The sequence below is a fragment of the Aeromonas sp. FDAARGOS 1403 genome, from assembly GCF_019047325.1.
GTDB lineage: Bacteria > Pseudomonadota > Gammaproteobacteria > Enterobacterales > Aeromonadaceae > Aeromonas > Aeromonas dhakensis.
The window spans coordinates 719,346-739,650 of the sequence record NZ_CP077249.1 but is presented as its reverse complement, the minus strand read 5'-3'; the positions used below and the strand labels follow the sequence as shown (position 1 = coordinate 739,650).

The 20,305-nt window shown below is 64.8% G+C and carries 17 protein-coding genes; 11 read left to right on the top strand and 6 right to left on the bottom strand.

Translation table 11 applies throughout. The annotated features are described in order from the left end of the window. Nucleotides 1-33: 33 nt before the first annotated feature. Entirely contained in the window at nt 34-1,548 is a 1,515-nt protein-coding gene (locus I6L33_RS03615) for a YifB family Mg chelatase-like AAA ATPase (protein WP_216973571.1), read from the bottom strand. A gap of 383 nt (nt 1,549-1,931) precedes the next feature. Between I6L33_RS03615 and ilvG the strand changes: the two genes are divergently transcribed. The 6 genes from ilvG (at nt 1,932) to ompA (ending at nt 9,781) form a co-directional block, all read left to right on the top strand. Further along, nucleotides 1,932-3,578, top strand: coding sequence for an acetolactate synthase 2 catalytic subunit (gene ilvG, locus I6L33_RS03610; protein ID WP_216973570.1), 1,647 nt, complete (start codon nt 1,932-1,934; stop codon nt 3,576-3,578). Then, nucleotides 3,575-3,826 (top strand): acetolactate synthase 2 small subunit, encoded by a 252-nt coding sequence (gene ilvM / locus I6L33_RS03605; protein ID WP_005306810.1) that lies wholly within the window; start codon nt 3,575-3,577, stop codon nt 3,824-3,826. The genes ilvG and ilvM overlap by 4 nt, the downstream gene beginning before the upstream one ends. A gap of 12 nt (nt 3,827-3,838) precedes the next feature. Continuing rightward, nucleotides 3,839-4,783 (top strand): branched-chain amino acid transaminase, encoded by a 945-nt coding sequence (locus tag I6L33_RS03600; RefSeq protein WP_095591674.1) that lies wholly within the window; start codon nt 3,839-3,841, stop codon nt 4,781-4,783. A 146-nt stretch (nt 4,784-4,929) separates the two neighbouring features. Then, nucleotides 4,930-6,771, top strand: a complete 1,842-nt coding sequence (gene ilvD, locus I6L33_RS03595) for a dihydroxy-acid dehydratase (RefSeq protein ID WP_065018451.1) — start codon at nt 4,930-4,932, stop codon at nt 6,769-6,771. Between the two features lie 104 nt (nt 6,772-6,875). After that, the gene (ilvA, locus tag I6L33_RS03590; protein ID WP_216973569.1) at nt 6,876-8,396 is read left to right on the top strand and encodes a threonine ammonia-lyase, biosynthetic; all 1,521 of its coding nucleotides are present in this window, start codon (nt 6,876-6,878) and stop codon (nt 8,394-8,396) included. 245 nt (nt 8,397-8,641) lie between these two features. Then, a complete protein-coding gene (ompA, locus tag I6L33_RS03585; RefSeq protein ID WP_216973568.1) occupies nt 8,642-9,781 on the top strand; it encodes a porin OmpA in 1,140 nt (379 codons plus the stop codon). 50 nt (nt 9,782-9,831) lie between these two features. Here the strand turns inward: ompA and I6L33_RS03580 are convergent, their stop codons facing one another. After that, nucleotides 9,832-10,230, bottom strand: coding sequence for an HPP family protein (locus I6L33_RS03580; protein ID WP_017781278.1), 399 nt, complete (start codon nt 10,228-10,230; stop codon nt 9,832-9,834). Nucleotides 10,231-10,367: 137 nt separating this feature from the next. On the opposite strand from I6L33_RS03580, the gene I6L33_RS03575 reads away from it, so the two are divergent. Next, a complete protein-coding gene (locus I6L33_RS03575; RefSeq protein ID WP_216973567.1) occupies nt 10,368-10,922 on the top strand; it encodes a TetR/AcrR family transcriptional regulator in 555 nt (184 codons plus the stop codon). Nucleotides 10,923-10,974: 52 nt separating this feature from the next. Continuing rightward, the gene (locus I6L33_RS03570; protein ID WP_216973566.1) at nt 10,975-12,102 is read left to right on the top strand and encodes a hypothetical protein; all 1,128 of its coding nucleotides are present in this window, start codon (nt 10,975-10,977) and stop codon (nt 12,100-12,102) included. 61 nt (nt 12,103-12,163) lie between these two features. On the opposite strand, the gene priA is transcribed toward I6L33_RS03570, so the two are convergent. Then, nucleotides 12,164-14,371 (bottom strand): primosomal protein N', encoded by a 2,208-nt coding sequence (gene priA, locus I6L33_RS03565; RefSeq protein WP_216973565.1) that lies wholly within the window; start codon nt 14,369-14,371, stop codon nt 12,164-12,166. Between the two features lie 148 nt (nt 14,372-14,519). Here priA and rpmE point away from each other — a divergent pair, with 148 nt between their 5' ends. The 3 genes from rpmE to I6L33_RS03550 all read left to right on the top strand — a co-directional run bounded on the left by rpmE (nt 14,520) and on the right by I6L33_RS03550 (nt 17,733). Next, nucleotides 14,520-14,735 carry a 50S ribosomal protein L31 gene (rpmE, locus tag I6L33_RS03560; RefSeq protein WP_005306787.1) on the top strand — a complete coding sequence of 72 codons (216 nt, stop codon included), beginning with the start codon at nt 14,520-14,522 and terminating at the stop codon, nt 14,733-14,735. Nucleotides 14,736-14,862: 127 nt separating this feature from the next. After that, a complete protein-coding gene (locus tag I6L33_RS03555) occupies nt 14,863-16,296 on the top strand; it encodes a DUF2867 domain-containing protein (protein ID WP_216973564.1) in 1,434 nt (477 codons plus the stop codon). Between the two features lie 180 nt (nt 16,297-16,476). Continuing rightward, nucleotides 16,477-17,733, top strand: a complete 1,257-nt coding sequence (locus tag I6L33_RS03550) for a malic enzyme-like NAD(P)-binding protein (protein ID WP_010635721.1) — start codon at nt 16,477-16,479, stop codon at nt 17,731-17,733. 76 nt (nt 17,734-17,809) lie between these two features. Here the strand turns inward: I6L33_RS03550 and I6L33_RS03545 are convergent, their stop codons facing one another. The 3 genes from I6L33_RS03545 to rstA all read right to left on the bottom strand — a co-directional run bounded on the left by I6L33_RS03545 (nt 17,810) and on the right by rstA (nt 20,192). Continuing rightward, the gene (locus I6L33_RS03545; RefSeq protein ID WP_010635722.1) at nt 17,810-17,992 is read right to left on the bottom strand and encodes a hypothetical protein; all 183 of its coding nucleotides are present in this window, start codon (nt 17,990-17,992) and stop codon (nt 17,810-17,812) included. A gap of 54 nt (nt 17,993-18,046) precedes the next feature. Continuing rightward, on the bottom strand, nt 18,047-19,372 hold the full coding sequence (gene rstB / locus I6L33_RS03540) for a two-component system sensor histidine kinase RstB (protein WP_216973563.1): 1,326 nt from the start codon (nt 19,370-19,372) through the stop codon (nt 18,047-18,049). A gap of 109 nt (nt 19,373-19,481) precedes the next feature. After that, the gene (gene rstA, locus I6L33_RS03535) at nt 19,482-20,192 is read right to left on the bottom strand and encodes a two-component system response regulator RstA (protein ID WP_216973562.1); all 711 of its coding nucleotides are present in this window, start codon (nt 20,190-20,192) and stop codon (nt 19,482-19,484) included. Between the last annotated feature and the right edge of the window lie 113 nt (nt 20,193-20,305).

Here is a 20,305-nt window from a genome sequence, read left to right as displayed (position 1 = left end):
CCATGCAGGGCCGTCAGGTGCGCTTGCGACCCATCAGCCGCTGCGCAGCCGTGACAGCAGCCGATCCATGGCCCGATAGCCGAGCGCCTCGATCAGGTGCTCTCTTTCGATGGCGGCGTGCCCCGCCAGATCGGCGATGGTGCGCGATACCCGCAGGATGCGGTGCCAGGCCCGGATGCTGAGCCCCAGCTTCTGGATGGCGTTCTCAAGAAACTCGGCATCCTGCGGCGATAAGCGGCAAATTTCTTCGATTTCACGGCTATCAAGCAGGTTGTTGAGTTTGCCGTTACGGCTCAGCATGCGCTCCCGTGCGCCCAGTACCCGCTCGCGGATCTGACCGCTCGACTCCCCCCGCTCGGCCTTGCCGGTCAGGCTCCCCTTGGGCAGCAGCGGCACCTCCACCGTCAGGTCGAAGCGGTCGAGGAAGGGGCCGGAGAGCTTGCCGAGGTAGCGCAGGATCTGATCCGGGCTGGAGCGGGTCTGGCCATCGCCGTAGTGGCCGCAGGGGCTGGGGTTCATGGCGCCGACCAGCTGGAAGCGGGCGGGAAAATCCACCTGACGGGCGGCCCGGCTGATGGTGATGTGGCCCGTTTCCAGCGGCTCGCGCAGGGAGTCGAGCACCTTGCGCTCGAACTCCGGCAGTTCATCCAGAAACAGCACCCCGTTGTGGGCCAGGGATATTTCACCGGGCCTTGGATGGCTGCCGCCGCCCACCAGCGCCACTGCCGAGGCGCTGTGGTGCGGTGTGCGATAGGGCCTGTGATGCCAATGACCGGCGCGCGGGGTGAGGCCGCCGATGGAGTGGATGGCGGCGGTCTGCTGCGCCTCCTGTTCGCTCAGCGGTGGCAGAATGCCGGGCAAGCGGCTGGCCAGCATGCTCTTGCCGGTGCCGGGCGGGCCGATGAACAGCAGGTTGTGGCTGCCGGCGGCGGCGATCTCCAGTGCCCGCTTGGCCTGGGATTGGCCGATCACATCCTGCAGATCCGGCACATCGGGCAGGCTCTCCGCGCTCTGGGGATCCGGCAGCGGCAGCTCGTATTGACCCGCCAGCCAGGCGGTGACGGCCAGCAGCTGATGGGCGGTGCGCACTTCGGCGTCCTGGATCAGCGAGGCCTCGGGGCCGTTCTCCCGCGGTACCAGCAGGGTGCGTCCCGCGTCCCGGCAGGCGAGCACGGCGGGCAGCACGCCGAGCACAGGACGGATCTCGCCGGTCAGGGCCAGCTCGCCTAAAAATTCGTGATCGAGCAGGTATTTTGCGGGTATCTGCTTGGAAGCGGCGAGGATGCCGATGGCGATGGCCAGATCGAAGCGGCCCCCCTCCTTGGGCAGATCGGCGGGAGCCAGATTGACCGTGATGTGCTTGCTCGGGAACTCGAAATTGCCGTTGAGCAGGGCGCTGCGCACCCGGTCCCGCGACTCCTTCACCGAGGTTTCCGGTAGTCCCACCATGTTGAAGGCGGGCAGACCGTTGGAGAGGTGCACTTCCACCGTGACTTGCGGGGCCGCTATTCCCAGGCTGGCACGGCTATAAACCACAGCTAATGACATAAATCCCGTCCTTGGTTTGATGTATATGCTGGTTAACCGTTTTTTATTAGTTTTTTGTTCCAACTGACGCGATTGGACTCAGTGAAAATCAGAGTCTTGTCAGGCAAAAAACGCTTGCCCAATAAAATTCACCGTGCTAGTTCTAATAGCCATTCGCGGTAAAAACCGCCCCAATTTCACAGGATTTCCGGTTGTAACTATGAACATGGCCTCCCGTTTCGTCAGCATTATTGTGGTCCTAGTGGTGATTATTATCTCACCGCTCGGGGCTCGTTTAGCTGCACGGAACAAGGGATAGACCCACCACCGGACAGAACGAAACAAGCGACCCCCGAGCCTCAGGCCCGGGGGTTTTTTTTCGACCAAAGGACAGGATTTTCCAGATGAACGGCGCGCAGTTTTTGGTACAGGCTCTCAAGAAACAGGGTGTGACCCAGGTGTTTGGTTACCCGGGCGGGGCCATCATGCCGGTCTACGATGCCCTGTATGACGGCGGTCTGGCGCACCAGCTCTGCCGCCACGAGCAGGGGGCCGCCATGGCGGCGGTGGGGTATGCCCGCGCCTCCGGTCAGGTGGGGGTCTGCATCGCCACCTCGGGCCCGGGTGCCACCAACCTGGTGACTGGCCTCGCGGAGGCGCTGCTCGACTCGGTACCGCTGGTGGCCATCAGCGGTCAGGTGCCCTGCGCCGCCGTGGGGACCGATGCGTTCCAGGAAGTGGACGTGCTCGGTATGTCTCTCTCCTGCACCAAGCACTCCTTTATGGTGACGGACGTGGCGGATTTGCCTCAGGTGATTGCCGAGGCTTTCGCCATCGCCAGTGAAGGGCGCCCCGGCCCCGTGCTGATCGACCTGCCCAAGGACGTGCAACTGGCCGCAGTGCCGGCCCAGAGCCCGCTGTTTGCGGTAGCGGAGCCCGAGCATCTCAATCCGGCCGAGCTGACGGCCGCTCGCACCCTGCTGGCCGCCGCCGAGCGCCCGGTGCTCTACGTCGGCGGCGGGGTGGGGATGGCCAACGCCGAGCAGCAGCTGCGCAACTTTGCTGCCGCCACCGGCATGCCTGCGGTCACCACCCTCAAGGGAATAGGCGCGCTCGACCCCGACAGCCCCGTTTATCTGGGCATGCTCGGCATGCACGGCACCAAGGCCGCCAACTATGCGGTGCAGCAGTGCGACCTGCTGGTGGTGGTGGGCGCTCGTTTCGATGATCGGGTGACCGGCAAGCTGGAGGAGTTCGCCCCCGAGGCCAAGGTGATCCACCTGGATGTGGACGCCGCCGAGTTCGGCAAGCGCCGCGCCGCCGAAGTGGGCATCACCCAGGATCTGAAACAGGTGCTGCCGCGCCTCGCCATGTCTCTCTCCATCGACCCATGGCGTGAGCACTGCGCGAACATGGCCCGCGAGTACGCCTTCCGCTACGACCATCCCGGCCAGCCCATCTATGCTCCGGCGCTGCTCAAGCAGCTCTCTGCCAGGTTGCCGGAGAGCAGCGTGGTGGCCTGCGACGTCGGTCAGCACCAGATGTGGGTGGCCCAGCACATGCGCTTCACCAGCCCGCGCAACCACCTCTCCAGCGCCGGTCTCGGCACCATGGGCTTCGGTCTGCCCGCCGCCATCGGCGCCAAGATGTCGCGCCCGGAAGATGAAGTGGTGCTGGTGAGCGGTGACGGCTCTTTCATGATGAACGTGCAGGAGCTTGGCACCATCCGCCGGGCCCAGCTCAAGGTGAAGATGGTGCTGTTGGACAACCAGCGCCTCGGCATGGTGCGCCAGTGGCAGGAGCTGTTCTTCGACGGCCGCTACAGCGAGACCATCCTCTCCGACAATCCCGACTTCGTGGCCCTGGCCGCCGCCTTCGGTATTCCGGGCGAGACCATCACATGCAAGGAGGAGATAGCCCCGGCCCTCGACCGTCTGCTGGCGAGTGAGAGTGCCTATCTGCTGCATGTGGCCATTTCAGAGGAAGAAAACGTCTGGCCCCTGGTTCCGCCAGGAGTCGCCAACCACCAGATGATGGAGCAACGCCCATGAGTCAGTTCAATACCTTGCAAATCCATGCCCAGCCCAGACCCGAAGTGATGGAGCGGGTGCTGCGGGTGGTGCGCCACCGCGGTTTCAACCTCTGTGCCCTCAACATGGAGCAGGATTGCCAACAACTGCGGATCACGGTTACTGTCGAGTCGGTGCGTCCCATCCAGCAGTTGTGGAGCCAGCTGGTCAAGCTGGTGGACGTCTCCCGGGTCGATGCACTGGAACAGCAACCCCGGATCAGAGCTTAAGGAGCCAAGCCAATGTCACAGCCTTCCCAATCCGCCACTCATCCCCAATACATCTGGTTCAACGGCAAACTGGTGCCCTGGCAGGATGCCCAGGTGCACGTGATGAGCCACGCCCTGCACTATGGCTCCTCGGTGTTTGAGGGGGTGCGTGCCTACGACACTCCCAAGGGAACCTGCATCTTCCGCCTGCAGGAGCACACCCGCCGCCTGTTCGACTCCGCCAAGATCTACTGGATGGAGGTTCCCTACCACGAGGCCGAGATCAATGAGGCCTGCCGCACCGTGGTGCGCGAGAACGGCCTGAAAAGCGGTTACCTGCGCCCGCTGGCTTTCATCGGTAACGTGGGCCTTGGCCTGCATCCTCCCAAGGATGCCAAGGCCGACGTGATCGTTGCGGCCATTCCCTGGGGCGCCTATCTGGGGGAAGAGGGACTGAAGAACGGGGTGGATGTGTGCGTCACCTCCTGGAACCGGCTCGCTCCCAACACCATTCCCACCGGTGCCAAGGCGGGTGGCAACTATCTCTCCTCCCAGCTGATCAGTCGCGAGGCCAAGCGCAACGGCTTCGCCGAGGGGCTGGCGCTGGACGTGAACGGTTACCTGAGCGAAGGGGCGGGAGAGAACCTGTTCCTGGTGAAGAACGGCGTGCTGTTCACCCCGCCCGCTACCGCGGCCATCCTGCCCGGCATCACCCGCGACACCATCATGACCCTCGCGCGTGACTTGGGATACGAGGTGCGCGAGCAGGCGCTGCCCCGTGAGGCTCTGTATGTCGCAGACGAGATCTTCATGACCGGCACCGCAGCCGAGGTGACCCCGGTGCGCTCCGTCGATCGGATGCAGGTGGGTGCCGGTTGCCGCGGTCCGGTGACCGAGCAGCTGCAGAACGCCTTCTTCGGCCTGTTCAACGGCCAGACCGAAGACCAGTGGGGCTGGCTGACGCCGGTGGCGGACTGACAAGCGAGGGGAGGCGATGTGCCTCCCCGAGTCGCTTCCGGTGAGGGCACTGCGCGGTGCCCTCACCAGGATCGATTCCCGATCCGAGAGTCACTTTTTCATTTCCAAAGATAATGAGCCCGCTGGGCATTCAGGGAGTAGAGACAATGCCGAAGTTGAGATCCGCCACCACCACCCACGGACGTAACATGGCCGGGGCCCGCGCCCTCTGGCGTGCCACCGGCATGACCGATCAGGATTTCGGCAAGCCCATCATCGCCGTGGTCAACTCCTTCACCCAGTTCGTGCCGGGCCACGTTCACCTCAAGGATCTGGGTCAGCTGGTGGCGCGGGAGATCGAGGCCGCCGGCGGGGTGGCCAAGGAGTTCAACACCATCGCCGTGGATGACGGCATCGCCATGGGCCACGGCGGCATGCTCTACTCCCTGCCGTCGCGCGAGCTGATTGCCGACTCGGTGGAGTATATGGTCAACGCCCACTGCGCCGACGCCATGGTCTGTATCTCCAACTGCGACAAGATCACCCCGGGGATGCTGATGGCCGCCCTGCGCATCAACATCCCGGTGATCTTCGTCTCCGGCGGCCCGATGGAAGCGGGCAAGACCAAGCTCTCCGATCAGATCATCAAGCTGGATCTGGTGGACGCCATGATCCAGGGCGCCGACCCCAAGGTTTCCGACGCCCAGAGCGAACAGGTGGAGCGCAGCGCCTGTCCCACCTGCGGCTCCTGCTCCGGCATGTTTACCGCCAACTCCATGAACTGCCTGACCGAGGCCCTGGGCCTCTCCCAGCCGGGCAACGGTTCCCTGCTGGCGACCCACGCAGACCGTGAGCAGCTGTTCAAGCTGGCGGGCCAGCGCATCGTCACGCTGGCCAAGCGTTGGTACGAGCAGGACGATGCCTCGGCACTGCCGCGCAACATCGCCACCAAGGCGGCGTTCGAGAATGCCATGGCGCTCGACATCGCCATGGGCGGCTCCACCAATACCGTGCTGCACCTGCTGGCTGCGGCCCAGGAGGCTGGCGTCGACTTCACCATGGCCGACATCGACCGCATGTCGCGCAAGGTGCCCCAGCTGTGCAAGGTGGCGCCCTCCACCCAGAAGTACCACATGGAAGACGTGCACCGCGCCGGTGGCGTCATCGCCATCCTGGGCCAGCTGGAAAAAGCGGGTCTGGTGCACGGCGACGCCCGCAACGTGCTGGGCACCTCGCTGGTGGAGCTGCTGGCCGAGTATGATGTCAGCCGCCAGCCGAGTCAGGAGGTGGTGGACTTCTACCGCGCCGGCCCGGCTGGCATCCGCACCACCAAGGCGTTCAGCCAGGATTGCCGCTGGCCGGAGCTGGATCTGGACCGCGCCGAGGGTTGCATCCGCTCGCTGGACAACGCCTACAGCCTGGAGGGGGGCCTGGCCGTGCTGGCCGGCAACCTGGCGCTCAACGGTGCCATCGTCAAGACCGCCGGGGTGGACGAGGAGAACCTCACCTTCCGTGGCCCGGCCCGGGTATTCGAGAGCCAGGACACGGCGGTCGCCGGTATCCTGGATGGCACAGTCCAGGCAGGTGAAGTAGTGGTGATCCGCTACGAGGGTCCGAAAGGGGGCCCCGGCATGCAGGAGATGCTCTACCCCACCACCTATCTGAAATCCATGGGCCTCGGCAAGGCGTGTGCGCTGATCACCGATGGCCGCTTCTCCGGCGGCACCTCGGGTCTCTCCATTGGTCACGTCTCGCCGGAGGCGGCCTCTGGCGGCACCATAGGTCTGGTGGAGGATGGTGACATCATCAACATCGACATCCCGGCTCGCAGCATGGTGCTGGAGGTGGCCGACAGCGTGCTGGCCGCCCGCCGCGTCGCCGTCGAGGCCCGTGGCTGGAAGCCGCTCGATCGCCAGCGTCAGGTCTCTTTTGCCCTGCGCGCCTACGCCATGTTCGCCACCAGTGCCGACAAGGGCGCGGTGCGTGATCGCACCCTGTTGGGGGAATAAAGATGAATTCCAATATGAACTATGAGCAGTCGACCCGACTGGTCGGTCTTTGCGCCGACAAAGGGTTGATGTGGCGCGATCGCTCGATGCTGGGGGAATAAATCATGGTCTCTGCGGCGGATTATCTACGCAAGGTGTTGCTCTCCCCCGTCTACGAGGCGGCGCGGGTCACCCCTTTGCAAACCCTGAAAAAACTCTCCGAGCGGCTCGGCAATCACGTCAGCCTGAAGCGGGAGGACCTGCAACCAGTCCACTCCTTCAAGCTGCGCGGCGCCTACCACAAGATCGCTACCCTGACCCAGGAGCAGAAGGAGCGCGGCGTCATCGCCGCCTCCGCCGGCAACCACGCCCAGGGGGTCGCCCTGTCGGCCGCCAGGCTCGGTATCAAGGCGATCATCGTGATGCCCAAGACTACGCCGGACATCAAGATCGATGCGGTGCGCCGCCAGGGCGGCAACGTCATGCTGTTTGGCAACAGCTTCGACGAGGCTTACGGCGAGAGCCGCCGCCTCGCCGAGTTGGAGGGCTACACCCTGATCCCGCCGTTTGACGACGTCGAGGTGATCGCCGGGCAGGGCACCATCGGCAAGGAGCTGCTGGAGCAGGACACCCATCTCACCCACGTCTTCGTGCCAGTGGGGGGCGGTGGGCTGGCCGCCGGGGTGGCGGTCTACATCAAGCAGCTGCTGCCGGATGTGAAGGTGATCGGGGTGGAGGCGGAGGGCTCCGCCTGCCTCAAGGCCGCGCTGGCGGCCGGTGAGCCGGTCAATCTGGAGCGGGTCTCGCTGTTTGCCGACGGGGTGGCGGTCAAGCGCATCGGTGAGGAGACCTTTCGCCTCTGCAACCAGTATCTGGACGAGGTGGTGACCGTCTCCAACGACCAGATCTGCGCCGCGCTGAAAGATATCTTCGACGACTGCCGCGCCATTGCCGAGCCGTCGGGGGCCTTGTCGCTGGCGGGCCTCAAGGCCTACAGCGAGCGGGAGCAGGTCAAGGGTGGCCGGATGGCGGCCATTTTGTCCGGCGCCAACGTCAACTTCCACAGCCTGCGCTACGTGTCGGAGCGCTGCGAGATCGGCGAGAAGCGCGAGGGCATGCTGGCGGTGACCATCCCCGAGCGCAAGGGGGCCTTCCTCGACTTCTGCCGTCAGCTGGGGCCGCGCATGGTGACTGAGTTCAACTATCGCTACGCCGATGCCGAGCAGGCGTCGCTGTTCGTCTCGGTGCGCCTCACCGGCGGTGACGAGGAGCTGGGCCAGATCATCGATCAGCTCGGCGGCAATGGCTATCCGGTGGTCAACATGACCGAGAGCGAGCTGGCCAAGAACCACGTGCGTTACATGATTGGCGGCCGCCCTGCCCGGCCCCTCGGTGAACGTCTCTACAGCTTCAAGTTTCCGGAGCAACCTGGCGCCCTGATGCGTTTCCTCGAGACCCTGGGGTGTCGCTGGAACATCAGCCTGTTCCACTATCGCAACCACGGCGCTGACTACGGCCGGGTGCTGTGCGCCTTCGAGCTGCCGGACGAGGACGTGGCGTCTTTCCACGACTACCTGCACGAGATTGGCTACGGCTGGAAAGAGGTGAGCGACGACCCCGCCTATCGGCTGTTTCTGGCCAGCTAGGCGCGCTGCAAGCAACAAGAGGGAGGCCATCGGCCTCCCTTTTTCATGGCGCTGCCGGCGCACCTGCGGATACACCCGCATGGGGCGTTTTGCGGTCGGGAATGCCGGGCGCTTCACACTCTTGAGTCCCAAGTCATTTGAGGCTGACAACAGATGGGATAACCTGATGGGCGGGGCCGGGTTTGCCCCATCAGGGAAGAGAGGCGCAAGAGCGCCCATCACGACTCATTGCAGAGGCTTTTACCATGAACAAATCGATACTTGCCGTGCTGGTCAGCGGCCTGCTCGTCAGCGGGGCCGTGCAGGCTGCCGCTCAGGACAACACCTGGTACGTCGGCGGCAAGGCCGGCTGGTCCAATTTTTACGGTGTGGACTACAACGAGCAGGTCAAAGCCGTTGTCGACCTTGTTGAACCAGACAAGAAGCACAGTGATCTTGGCGTGGGGGCATTTGTCGGTTACCAGCTCAATCCCAATCTGGGTTTCGAGCTGGGCTATGACTGGCTGGGCAAGTACAAACTGGACAAGACGATATCACAGGGTACCCAGTCTGCCGGGCTGAATGGCGAAGCCAAGGCGCAGATGGTGCAGGCCACGATGAAAATGAGCCTGCCGGCAACCCCGGTGCTGGATGTGTATGGCAGGCTGGGGGGGGCTTACGCCTGGACTGAGAGCGCTTATTCCGGGTGGTATAGAGACTCCGCCAATCCGGCCAACGATCTCTCATTCGATAGCAAGGGGCACAAATATCATGGTGCCGCATTTGTGGGAGCGTTGGGCATTGAATACGCGATCGATCGTGATTGGGCCGCTCGTCTCGAATATCAATACACAACGCCGCTTGGCAAGACCTCTCCCGAGGAGTCAGGCATCGAGATGGACAACGGCCTGTTGGCCTTCGCCATGCTCTATCGCTTCGGTCAGCAGGGTGACGACGTGGTGGCGCCCGCGCCGGCTCCTGCAGCGGCACCTGCTCCCGCCGTGGTGGTGGTGCCCAAGACCTTCAGCCTGAGCTCGGACGTGCTGTTCGAGTTCAACAAGGCGACCCTGAAGCCGGCTGCCAGCCAGGCGCTCGACGCCCTGTTCAGCCAAATAGTGGCGGCCAATCCGAAAGACGGGGTGGCAACCGTGATCGGCCACACCGATCGCATCGGCTCCGACGCCTACAACCAGGCGCTCTCCGAGCAACGCGCCCGCAGCGTGGCCGACTACCTGATTGCGAAGGGATTGTTTGCCGACAAGGTGCGGGTCGAGGGGCGCGGCAAGTCCTCTCCGATCACCGGCAACAACTGCAGCAGCGGCTCCAGACCGGCGCTGATCGCCTGCCTGGCACCAGATCGGCGGGTGGAAGTGCGACTGGAGGGGGTCTCCCAGCAGGCGCAATGACCAGGGTGACAGCATGAACGACGAGGGAGGTCTAGGCCTCCCTCGTCTGTTTAACCGGTACCAAGTCGTCGCTGCCATTTGACCCGCTGGAAGCCGTAGCCCAGCAGGATCAGCAGCAGGGCTCCGGGCAGTACCGTGTGCCACAGAAAGGGCCACTGTTGCCCCGTCATCAACACCAGCAGGGGGTTGGCGCCGGCGGGCGGGTGGATCAGATCCAGCCCCTGCATCAGCGCGATGGCCAGCCCCACGCCCAGGGCCAGTTGCAGCTCCAATGGCAGGGGCAGCTCCTGTACCAGCAAGCCGACGGTGGCCGTCAGCAGATGTCCGCCAAGCACATTCCACGGCCGTGCCAGCGGGCTCGCCGGCAGGGAAAACAGCAGCACGCAGCTGGCCCCGAAGGGCGCCATGATCAGGGCGGCATGCCAGCTGATGTTCAACCAGCCCAGCACGCCTATCGCCAGTGTCGCCCCCACTCCTGCCCACAAGGGGCCATACCATCTCTTCATCACGGTTTCCTTCTTGGTTTGTCAGCCGTGATTAGGCACATTAGGTAGACAGATCGGTGTACTTCAAGGGGAAAAACGCGATGAGCGAAAAACGGCAACAGCTGATGGAGACGGCCTACCGTCTGTTCAACCGCCATGGTTTTCACGCCACCGGCATCGATCGCATCTGGGCGGAGGCCGGCAGTACCAAGCGCACCCTCTACCGCCATTTTCCCACCAAGGATGCCCTGATCGAGGAGGTGCTGCAGTCCCGCGAGCGGGAGTTTTTCGCCCTGCTGGAAGCGCACCTGCAGGGGCTGGAAGGGCGGGAGAGCCGCCTGCATGCCCTGTTCGACGGTTTCGGGGAGTGGTTTGGCCGCAGCGACTTCTATGGCTGCAACTTCATCAACGCCAGCGCCGAGTTTGCCGATCCCCGTCACCCGGTTCGCAAGCTGGTGGTGGCGCACAAGCAGGCGCTGCTGGACTGGGTCAGCACCAGGCTCGATTGCCACGAGGCGCAAGCCACCGGCATCTGCCTGTTGCTGGAGGGGGCCGTGGTGATGGCACACAGCTATCAGCAACCGCTGGCACTGGTGCAGGCAAGGTCGCTGGCATTGGCGCTGTTATGCGCCGACGGCGAGGCGTCTGCCGGCTGATATAGCCAATCGGTGTTAAGCCCGCCCCGGCAACTGGTCGATAACTGACCAGATGTATGGCGCCGAGGGCGAAGATATGCGCATCGATCACTACGACCTTCAGGGGGAGGTGCAATACCAGCAGCAACAGGCCCAGGCCCGCAAGGTGCGCCGGCTCGGCCCCGTGCCGGCCGCCAGCCAGGTGCAGTCCCCTGCCACGGCGCCGGCGGACTCTGCACCCGCTGCTGCCGGCGGCGGCAGCCAGCTCACCTTCACCCGCAGCAGCCTGCTGACGCTGCAGATGGCCAGCCGCAGCGCCGCCGGTGCGGCTCAGAGTGCCCCTGAACCGGCGTCGGCCAAGCCCGCCGAGACCGGCAAGAGCGAACAGGATGGCATGCCCAACGACGGGCTCGACAATCGTCAGCGGCTCATCAAGCTGATGATCGAGGCCATGCTGGGCCACAAGATAGAGCTGCCGGAGCCCATCAAGCCGGCCGAGCAGGGCGCGGAGGGGGTGAGTGCCCCGACGGGTGAGGGGACCCAGCCTGCCGCCGAGCCGGATCAGCTGGTGGAGGTGACCGACAGCCTGCTGCAAAAGGAGCAGCTCAACGTGGTGGCGGCGGCGAACTTGCAGACCCAGGATGGCCAGACCCTGCAGCTGGATCTGGGCTTTGTGCTGGACTGGCGCCAGCTCGACATCAGCCAGCGCCGCACCACCCTCAATGCCCTCAAGGATCCGCTGGTGCTCAGTCTGGATGGAAAAATCGCCGGCCTGACCGACGCCCGGGTCAATTTCGACCTCGATCAGGATGGCAAGGCGGACAGCCTGCCCGGCCTGAGTGAGGGGAGCGGCTTCGTGGCGCTGGATCGCAACGGCAACGGCACCATAGATGACGGTGGCGAGCTGTTTGGGGCCCGCTCCGGCAACGGTTTTGGCGAGCTGGCGACTCTGGATGAGGATGGCAACGGGGTGCTGGACGAGCGGGACAGCCAGTTCTCGGCGCTGCAGTTCTGGCAGCCGGACCAGTCCCCCATCGCCCTGGTGGAGCTGGGGATCGGCGCCATCCTGCTGCATCCCCTCGACACCCCCTTCAACCATCTGGGGGAAAGCGGCAATCAGGGGGTGCTGCGTCAGTCCGGCCTCTATGTGACCGAGCAGGGCAAGGGTGGCTGGGTACAGCAGGTCGACCTGAGGGTCTGAGCCCTGCGCCCGCATGGCAAACCCGGTCGCTGACGCCGCGCACCAGCGACCAGCACCGGACTCAGTTCAGCTCGGTGGGGTCTATGTCGAGGCTCCAGCGCACCCGCTTGGTCTCGGGCCACCCCTCCAGCTCCTTCACCGCCCAATCCAGCAACTGGGCCAGTGGCGCCCGGTTTGGCCCCTGCACCAGCAACTGCATGCGGAACTTGCCCGCCTTGCGCTCCATAAAGCCGCTGATGGGCCCCAGCACCTGAACATGGGGATAACGGGCGCTGCGCAGAGTGTCGGCGAGGCGGGCGAGGAACAGCTGCACCTCGTCGCGGCCGTTGGCCTCGGCCCGAAACAGCCCCTGATAGCTGAACGGGGGCAGCCCCAGCAGGCGGCGCTCTTTCAGCGCAGTGTCGGCGAAGTGGCCATAGCCGTTCTGGGTCAGGTCCTGCAGCAGGGCGTGTTCCGGGTGGTGGCTCTGCAACACCACCAGCCCCGGCTTGCTGGCGCGACCTGCCCGGCCCGCCACCTGGGTGTAAAGCTGGGCCAGCTTCTCGGCGGCGCGAAAATCGGCGCTGAACAGGGCGCCATCCACATCCAGCAGCCCCACCAATGTCACGTCCGGGAAGTGGTGGCCCTTGGCCAGCATCTGGGTGCCGATCAGGATCTTGTACTTGCCCGCCTTGATGTCGCCGAGGTGGGTCTCCAGCTCCCCCTTGCGCCGGGTGTTGTCTCGATCGATGCGCACCACCGGATATTGCGGGAACACGGTGCCGAGCAGCTGCTCCAGCTGTTCGGTGCCGACCCCCGAGCCGATCAGATCAACGCTGCCGCACTCCGGGCAGTGATGGGGCAGCGGGCGCACGCTGTCGCAGTGGTGGCAGTGCAGCCGTCGCCCGGCCTGGTGCCAGGTGTACCAGGCATCGCAGCGCTCGCAGGCGGCGCTCCAGCCGCACTGGTGGCAGATAAGAGCTGGGGCGTAGCCACGACGGTTGAGAAACAGCATCACCTGGTTGCCGGCCGCCAGATGCTCTGCCATCAGCTGCTCCAGCTGGGGTGAGAGGCCGGCCTGCAGCCGCACGTTCTTGATGTCCAGGATCACCTGGCGGGCGGTCTGGGCGTTGCCGGCGCGCCGGGTCAGGCTGAGGTGGTGATACTTGCCGCTGCGGGCGTTGTGCAGCGTCTCCAGCGACGGGGTGGCCGAGCCGAGCAGGATGGGAATGCCGGCGCGATGGGCGCGCATCACCGCCAGATCCCGCGCGTGGTAGCGAAAGCCGTCCTGCTGCTTGAAGGAGCCGTCGTGCTCCTCGTCGATGATGATGATGCCGAGGTCGTGAAACGGGGTGAACACCGCGGAGCGGGTGCCGATCAGGATGGCGGCGCCGCCGTCGCGGCAGGCCAGCCAGGCATCGAGCCGCTCCCGATCGTTCATGGCGGAGTTCATCGCCACCACCGGTACGTTGAAGCGGCGCCGGAAGCGGTTGATGGTCTGTGGAGTGAGTCCGATCTCCGGCACCATTACCAGCGCCTGTTTGCCCGCCTTGAGCAGGGGTTCGAGGATGCTCAGGTAGACCTCGGTCTTGCCGGAGCCGGTGATGCCATCCAGCAAAAAGGCGCCGAACCTGTCGCTCTGGCTGGTGACGGCAGAGACCGCCAGCGCCTGCTCACCGTTGAGACGCAGCCCCTCGCCCGGCTCGAAGCGGGCGGCCCAGTCACCCTCATGGCTTGGCTCCAGCGAGCGTTTCTCCAGCAGCCCTTTCTTCTCCAGTGCGCTGAGTGCTGCACTCTGGATCTCCTCCTGCTTGAGGGCGGAGGGGGTCTGCGGCCCCTTGCGCAGCAAGGCGAGCGCCTGCTGCTGCTTGGCCGCCCGCTTGAGCTCGTTGAGATCGACCGCCATGCCGGCCTCGGTGGCGAACCAGAACTCCAGCTCGCGATAGGCGGCGGGCTCCCCCTTGCGCACCAGCACCGGCAGGGCGTGGGGCAGCACCTCCCCCAGCGGGTGCTGGTAATAGCTGGCACTCCAGTTCATCAGTGCCAGGATATCCGGCCCCAGCACTGGCGCCGCATCCAATACCCGCTTGATGGGTTTGAGCTTGTTGCGCGGCACCTGGCTCTCGGCCGGGTGATCCACCACCAGTCCGACCAGGGTTTGCGGGCCGAACGGGATCTCGACCCGGCAGCCTGGGGCAGGCAAGGGCAGGGGGGAGAGATAGTCGAAATGACGGCGTAACGGCACCGGCACAGCCACACGAACCAGATCCTGCGTTTGGGAAGAATTCACCAGAGATTGCCTATTTTTTCTGCGAAGCCACTTGCCTGATCTCAGGCATTTCCTATATTATTCGCAGCCTTTGAAACTGTGTTCAACAATCGTGTGGTGTCCGACAGAAGATCGGATGGCGACACGGCCTATTACTTTGAGGTTGTCCATGAAAGCTGGTATCCACCCTGACTACGTAGCCATCACCGCCAAGTGCTCTTGCGGTAACGTCATCAACACTTTCTCTACCGTTGGTAAAGATCTGAACCTGGACGTGTGCTCCGAGTGCCACCCGTTCTACACCGGCAAGCAGAAAGAAGTTTCTAGCGGCGGCCGCGTAGACAAGTTCAACAAGCGTTTCGGTGCGATGACCACCAAGAAGTAATTTTACTTCTGAAGAATTCTGAAAAAGGCGCCCAATGGGCGCCTTTTTTATTGGTCGGCGTTCTGTCAGGGCCCGCTTTGCCCTATGGTGGTGTGGTTGACGAGGGATGCAGAGCAGGAGCGAGTGAATGAGGAATTGTCTGGTGATGGGGGCTGCGGGTTACATAGGTTCTTACCTGGTGCCCCATTTGCAGGAGCTGGGTTATCGGGTGATTGCCGGGGCACGGCGCCCCTGCCGGCTGCCGCCCGGGGTGGAATTTCGCCTCGCCGACAGCCTCAAGCCCATCACTCTGCTGCCCGCCCTGGCCGGCATCGACACCGTCTTCTATCTGGTGCATGCCATGGGAGCGGGGGCCGACTTTCACCGGCTGGAGCAGCAGGGGGTGAAAAACTTCGCCGCCGCCGCTCGCGCCGCCGGGGTGCGTCGCATCATCTATCTCGGCGCCATCCAGCCCGAATCCTGCAGCAGCCGCCATCTCAACTCCCGCCGCCACTGTGGCGAGCTGTTTCGGGGCGCCGGCGTGCCGACGGTGGAGCTGCGCGCTGGCATCATCATTGGCCCCGGCTCGGCGGCGTTTGAGGTGATGCGGGATCTGGTGTTCAACCTGCCGCTGATGGTGACCCCCAAGTGGGTGCGCTCGCGCACACCGCCGATTGCACTGTCCAACCTGCTGCACTATCTGGGCGGGCTGGTGGAAGCCGACGGGGTGGACGGCCAGCTCTTCAACGCCGCCGGCCCGGAGCTGCTCAGCTACCAGCAGCAGTTGCAGAAGTTTGCCGCCCATATCGGCAAGCGCTGCCCCATCATTCCCATCCCCTTCCTGAGCCCGCGCCTCTCCGCCTGGTGGCTGCAATTCGTCACCTCGGTGCCGCAACCGGTGGCCAAGGCGCTGGTGGGGGGCCTCAAGCACGACATCCCGGCCGACGACGGCCCGTTGCGGGCCCTGCTGCCGCAAACCCTGCTTAGCTTCGACGAGGCGCTGGCGGAGAGTCTGGCTCTGGAGCAGCGGCTCGGCGCCGAACAGCAGGGAGAGGAGACCCCGCTCGGCCTGCGCTGGCGTCATCCCGAGTACGGCTTCTATGACCGCACCGCCAGCGGCGAGGCCCTCAGTCTCGCCTCGCCCGAGGTGGTGTGGCAGGTACTGCAGCAGCTGGGGGGCGAGCAGCGCTACTTCTACATGAACCAGCTCTGGGTGGTGCGGGAGTGGATGGATCACCTGATCGGCGGCCCGGCGCTGACCCGCGGTCGCACCAACCCGGATCGCTTCGTGAAGGGGGACATGCTGGACTCCTGGCAGATCCTCGGGGTGGACGAGGGGCGCAGGCTGGATCTGCTGTTCAACATGAAGGCGCCCGGTGTCGGCCGGCTGGAGTTCAACATACTGCCGGAGGAGTCGGGGCTGACCCGGCTCAAGGTGACGGCTCACTGGCATCCGCAGGGGGCCTGGGGGCTGGCCTACTGGCTCGCCATGCTGCCGTTCCACCTCTTCATCTTCCAGGGGATGACGGAGGCGATCGCCCGGAAGGCGGAGGCCAGGGCGGGAATCCCCGTCATGGATTGAAACCATATCTATAACTAAATAGGTATTGGTAAGTGGTATGACATGCTAATTACTGGCTTGTCATTGGCGGGTTGGCGATACTTTCCTCTGTGAAAGCCCGGTGGTTTTCTTTATGATCCCCAGCCCTCGCCCGTGGGCGAGCCAATGCACCACTCATTCACTACCGTATCGGGGTCCCCCATGTCCGATCAGCAGCACGATCTCCGCCAACAGGCACTCGACTACCATGCCCAGCCCGTGCCGGGCAAAATCGCCATCGCCCTCACCAAGCCCGCCGAGACCGCCCGCGATCTGGCGCTGGCCTACAGCCCGGGCGTCGCCGAGCCGGTGCGCGAGATCGCCGCCAACCCGGCCGATGCCTACCGTTATACCGGCAAGGGCAATCTGGTGGCCGTCATCTCCAACGGCACCGCCATTCTGGGGCTGGGCAATCTGGGCCCGCTGGCCTCCAAGCCGGTGATGGAGGGCAAGGCCCTGCTATTCAAGCGCTTTGCCGGCATCGATGCCATCGACATCGAGGTGAAGCACGACACCAGTGCCCAGTTCATCGACACGGTCGCCGCCATCGCCGACACCTTCGGTGGCATCAACCTGGAAGACATCAAGGCCCCCGAGTGCTTCGAAATTGAACAGGCGCTGATCGAGCGCTGCGACATCCCGGTGTTCCACGATGACCAGCATGGCACCGCCATCGTCACCGCCGCCGGCCTGCTCAATGCGCTGGAGGTGCAGGGCAAGCAGATTGGCGACAGCCGCATCGTCTGCATGGGGGCCGGCGCCGCCGCCACCGCCTGCATGGACCTGCTGATCAAGTGTGGCGCCAAGCCGCACAACATCTTCATGCTGGACCGTCAGGGCGTGATCCACAGCGGTCGCACCGATCTGAACCAGTACAAGCAGCGCTTCGCCAACGACACCCCTCTGCGTACCCTGATGGAGGTGATCGACGGGGCCGACGTCTTCGTCGGCGTCTCCGGTCCGGACGTGCTGCCCGCCGAGGCGGTAGCGCTGATGGCCGCCAACCCGGTGATCTTCGCCTGCTCCAACCCGGACCCGGAGATCAAGCCGGCGCTGGCCCACGGGGTGCGCGGTGACCTCATCATGGGTACCGGTCGCTCCGACTACCCGAACCAGATCAACAACGTGCTCTGCTTCCCCTTCATCTTCCGCGGCGCCCTCGACGCCCGTGCCAGCCGCATCAACGATGCCATGAAGATTGCGGCGGTCGAGGCGATCCGTGGTCTGGCCAAGGAGCCGGTACCGGCCGAGGTGCTGACCGCTGCCGGCGTGAGCGAGCTCGCCTTTGGCAAGGATTACGTCATTCCCAAGCCGATGGATGCCCGTCTGCTGCCTCGCGTCGCCCGCGCCGTGGCGCTGGCTGCGGTGGAATCCGGCGTTGCCCGCATCGCCCTGCCGGCCGACTACATGTTGGGTTGAGTCACGGCAAGCGCGCAGAAAACAGAAGGGGCCCCATCTCGGGGCCCCTTTTCATTACGGGAAGCTTGCTGGTCGATTACTTGGTCTTGGGAGCAACCTTGACGGCCGGCGCCTTGGCGTGGGCAGCCTTGTGGTGTTTTTTCACGACCTTGGTCTGGGTAGCCTGGGGAGCGGCAGCCTTGGTCGGGGTGGCAGCCATGGTGAAGCCGGAGGTCAGGGCGAAGACAGCAGCCAGGCTCAGGGGGATCAGCTTGTTCATATTCCAGTTCCTCATTCGGGTTGATGACATGGAGCGTTTCTCCATGACTTCATCCTAGGGCTGTTCGGCCTGCGGTTCAGTGATTGACTGGTGACGGTTTGTATCCAAATGTACAGGCAGCATCAGGCAGAAACGGGCACCGCTGCTGCTTGGCAGCAGCTGCACCTCGCCGCCGTGGTGGCGGGCGATGCTGCGTACGATGGCCAGCCCCAGCCCAGCGCCACCGGTGCGCCTGTCCCGGCTCTGATCCAGCCGCACGAAGGGCTCGAAGATCTGCGGCGCCAATGCGGGATCGATGCCGGCGCCGTCGTCGGCCACCTCCAGCAGATAGTGATCCTGCTGGCGCGCCATGCTGAGGGTGACCCGGCTGGCGGCGTGGCGCAGGGCGTTGCCGATAAGGTTCTCCAGCGCCCGATCGAGCAGGCGGATGTCGCCGCGCCAGGGCAGGGCCATGGCCGGGCGCACGAAGTCGAGCCGCTTGTCCGGGCGCAGCGCCTGCCAGTCGGCGAGGCGGCTGCCGGCCCAGCTGCCGAGCTCCAGCTCGCTGCACTGCAGCGGCAGCTCGGGACGATCGAGCCTGGCGTAGGTGAGCATCTCCTCGATGAGGGCGTCCAGCGCGCCGAGATCCCGCTCCAGCCCCTGCTGCTCCTCGGCCGAGGGGGCGGGATCCAGCATGGCGAGCCGGTAGCGCAGCCGCACCAGCGGGGTGCGCAGCTCGTGGGCGATGGCGTCGGTCAGCTGCTTGCGGCTGGCCAGCATGGCCTGCAGCTGCTCGGTCATCTGGTCGAAGGTGCGGCCGACCCGACCCAGACTGCTGCCGGGCGGCAAACGGGTGCGGCAGGAGAGATCACCGTCACCGACCCGACGGGCGGTCTGTTCGAGCTGCTGCAGGCCGCGCCAGTGCGGGCGCAGCCAGAGCAGGATCGGCAGCCCCAGCGAGAGGCCGATGGCCAGCAGCAGCCCCACGTCGACCCAGTGCAGCTCGTGCAGGTAGGAGAGATAGGGGACGGGGCCGACGATCAGCACCTGATCGGTGCCCGGAATGCGCTGCAGGAAGGTGTCATCCTCCTCGACGATGACGATGTTGCCCGCCTCCAGGAAGGCCTGATCCTCGCTGGCCAGCGGCTGGTTGGCGAGGGCGCCGATCTGCAGCGGCAGGGTAAGCTGGCGGCTCTGCTCCGCCATGCGGGCGGGCCAGTGCTCCGGTGGCAAGCGGGCCAGCTCGCCGGTGAGCAGGCCGAGGGAGCCCTGCATCATCCGCTCCAGATAGCGATCTCCCGCCCGCTCGGCGGTGACCTGATAGACCATGCCGACCAGCAGGATGGCCAGGGTGAAACAGCCGATCAGCAGCAGATAGAACTGGATAAACAGGCGGCGCATTGGGCTCTCCTCTTGCCTGGATTACGTCTGGGCATTGCATTGTTGCCCCCTCATCCCTAACCCTTCTTCCGCAAGGGGAGAAGGGAGCATCAAGGTCATTCGGCGGGGCTTATTCCCAGGCGTGGGGCACCAGCAGGTAGCCCTTCTGGCGTACTGTCTTGATGCGGGTCGGGTTGCTGGTATCGTCCCCCAGCTTGCGACGCAGGCGGGAGATGGCCACGTCCATGCTGCGATCCTGGCCGTCGTAGTCGCGACCGCGCAGGCTGCGAAACAGCGCCTCCCGCCCCAGGATCTGGCCGGCGTGGCAGGCCAGCTCCCACAGGAGATCGAAATCGGCGGTGGAGAGCGGAATGCTGTCGCCGTCGAGGCGCACGTCCCGGCCCGGGCCGTCGATCTGCAGCCGGCCGAACTGCAGGCGCTGGGGCGGTGTGCCGGCGACCACGGGCTGCGGGGCCTGTTGCCCCTGCTGGCGGAACTGGACCCGTAGCCGGGCCAGCAGCACGGGGGGCGGCGTGGTCTTGAGGATGTAGTCGTTGGCCCCCAGCTCCAGGCTCAGGATCTGGTTCATGTCGCTGTCCAGCGAAGTGAGCATGACGATGGGACCGGCAAAGCGCGGGCGCAGATCCCGGCACAGGGAGAGACCATCCTGACCCGGCAGCATGATGTCGAGCAGCACCAGGTCCGGCTGCTCGGCCTCGACCCTGGCCAGCGCCCGATCGCCCCTCGGCTCCAGTAGCACTTCCATGTCGTGGCGGGCCAGCCAGCTGCTGATGAGTTGGCCTATCTCGGGATCATCTTCAACAAAAAGAATGCGTTGCATGGTGGCATGACACCCAGACTGTGGCGCGGATGCGCGTGCCGCCAGCATAGCGGCTCCGGCCGCCCCATGCACTGGGATAAATAATCAAACAGGGCCCGCGGGCCCTGTCTTGT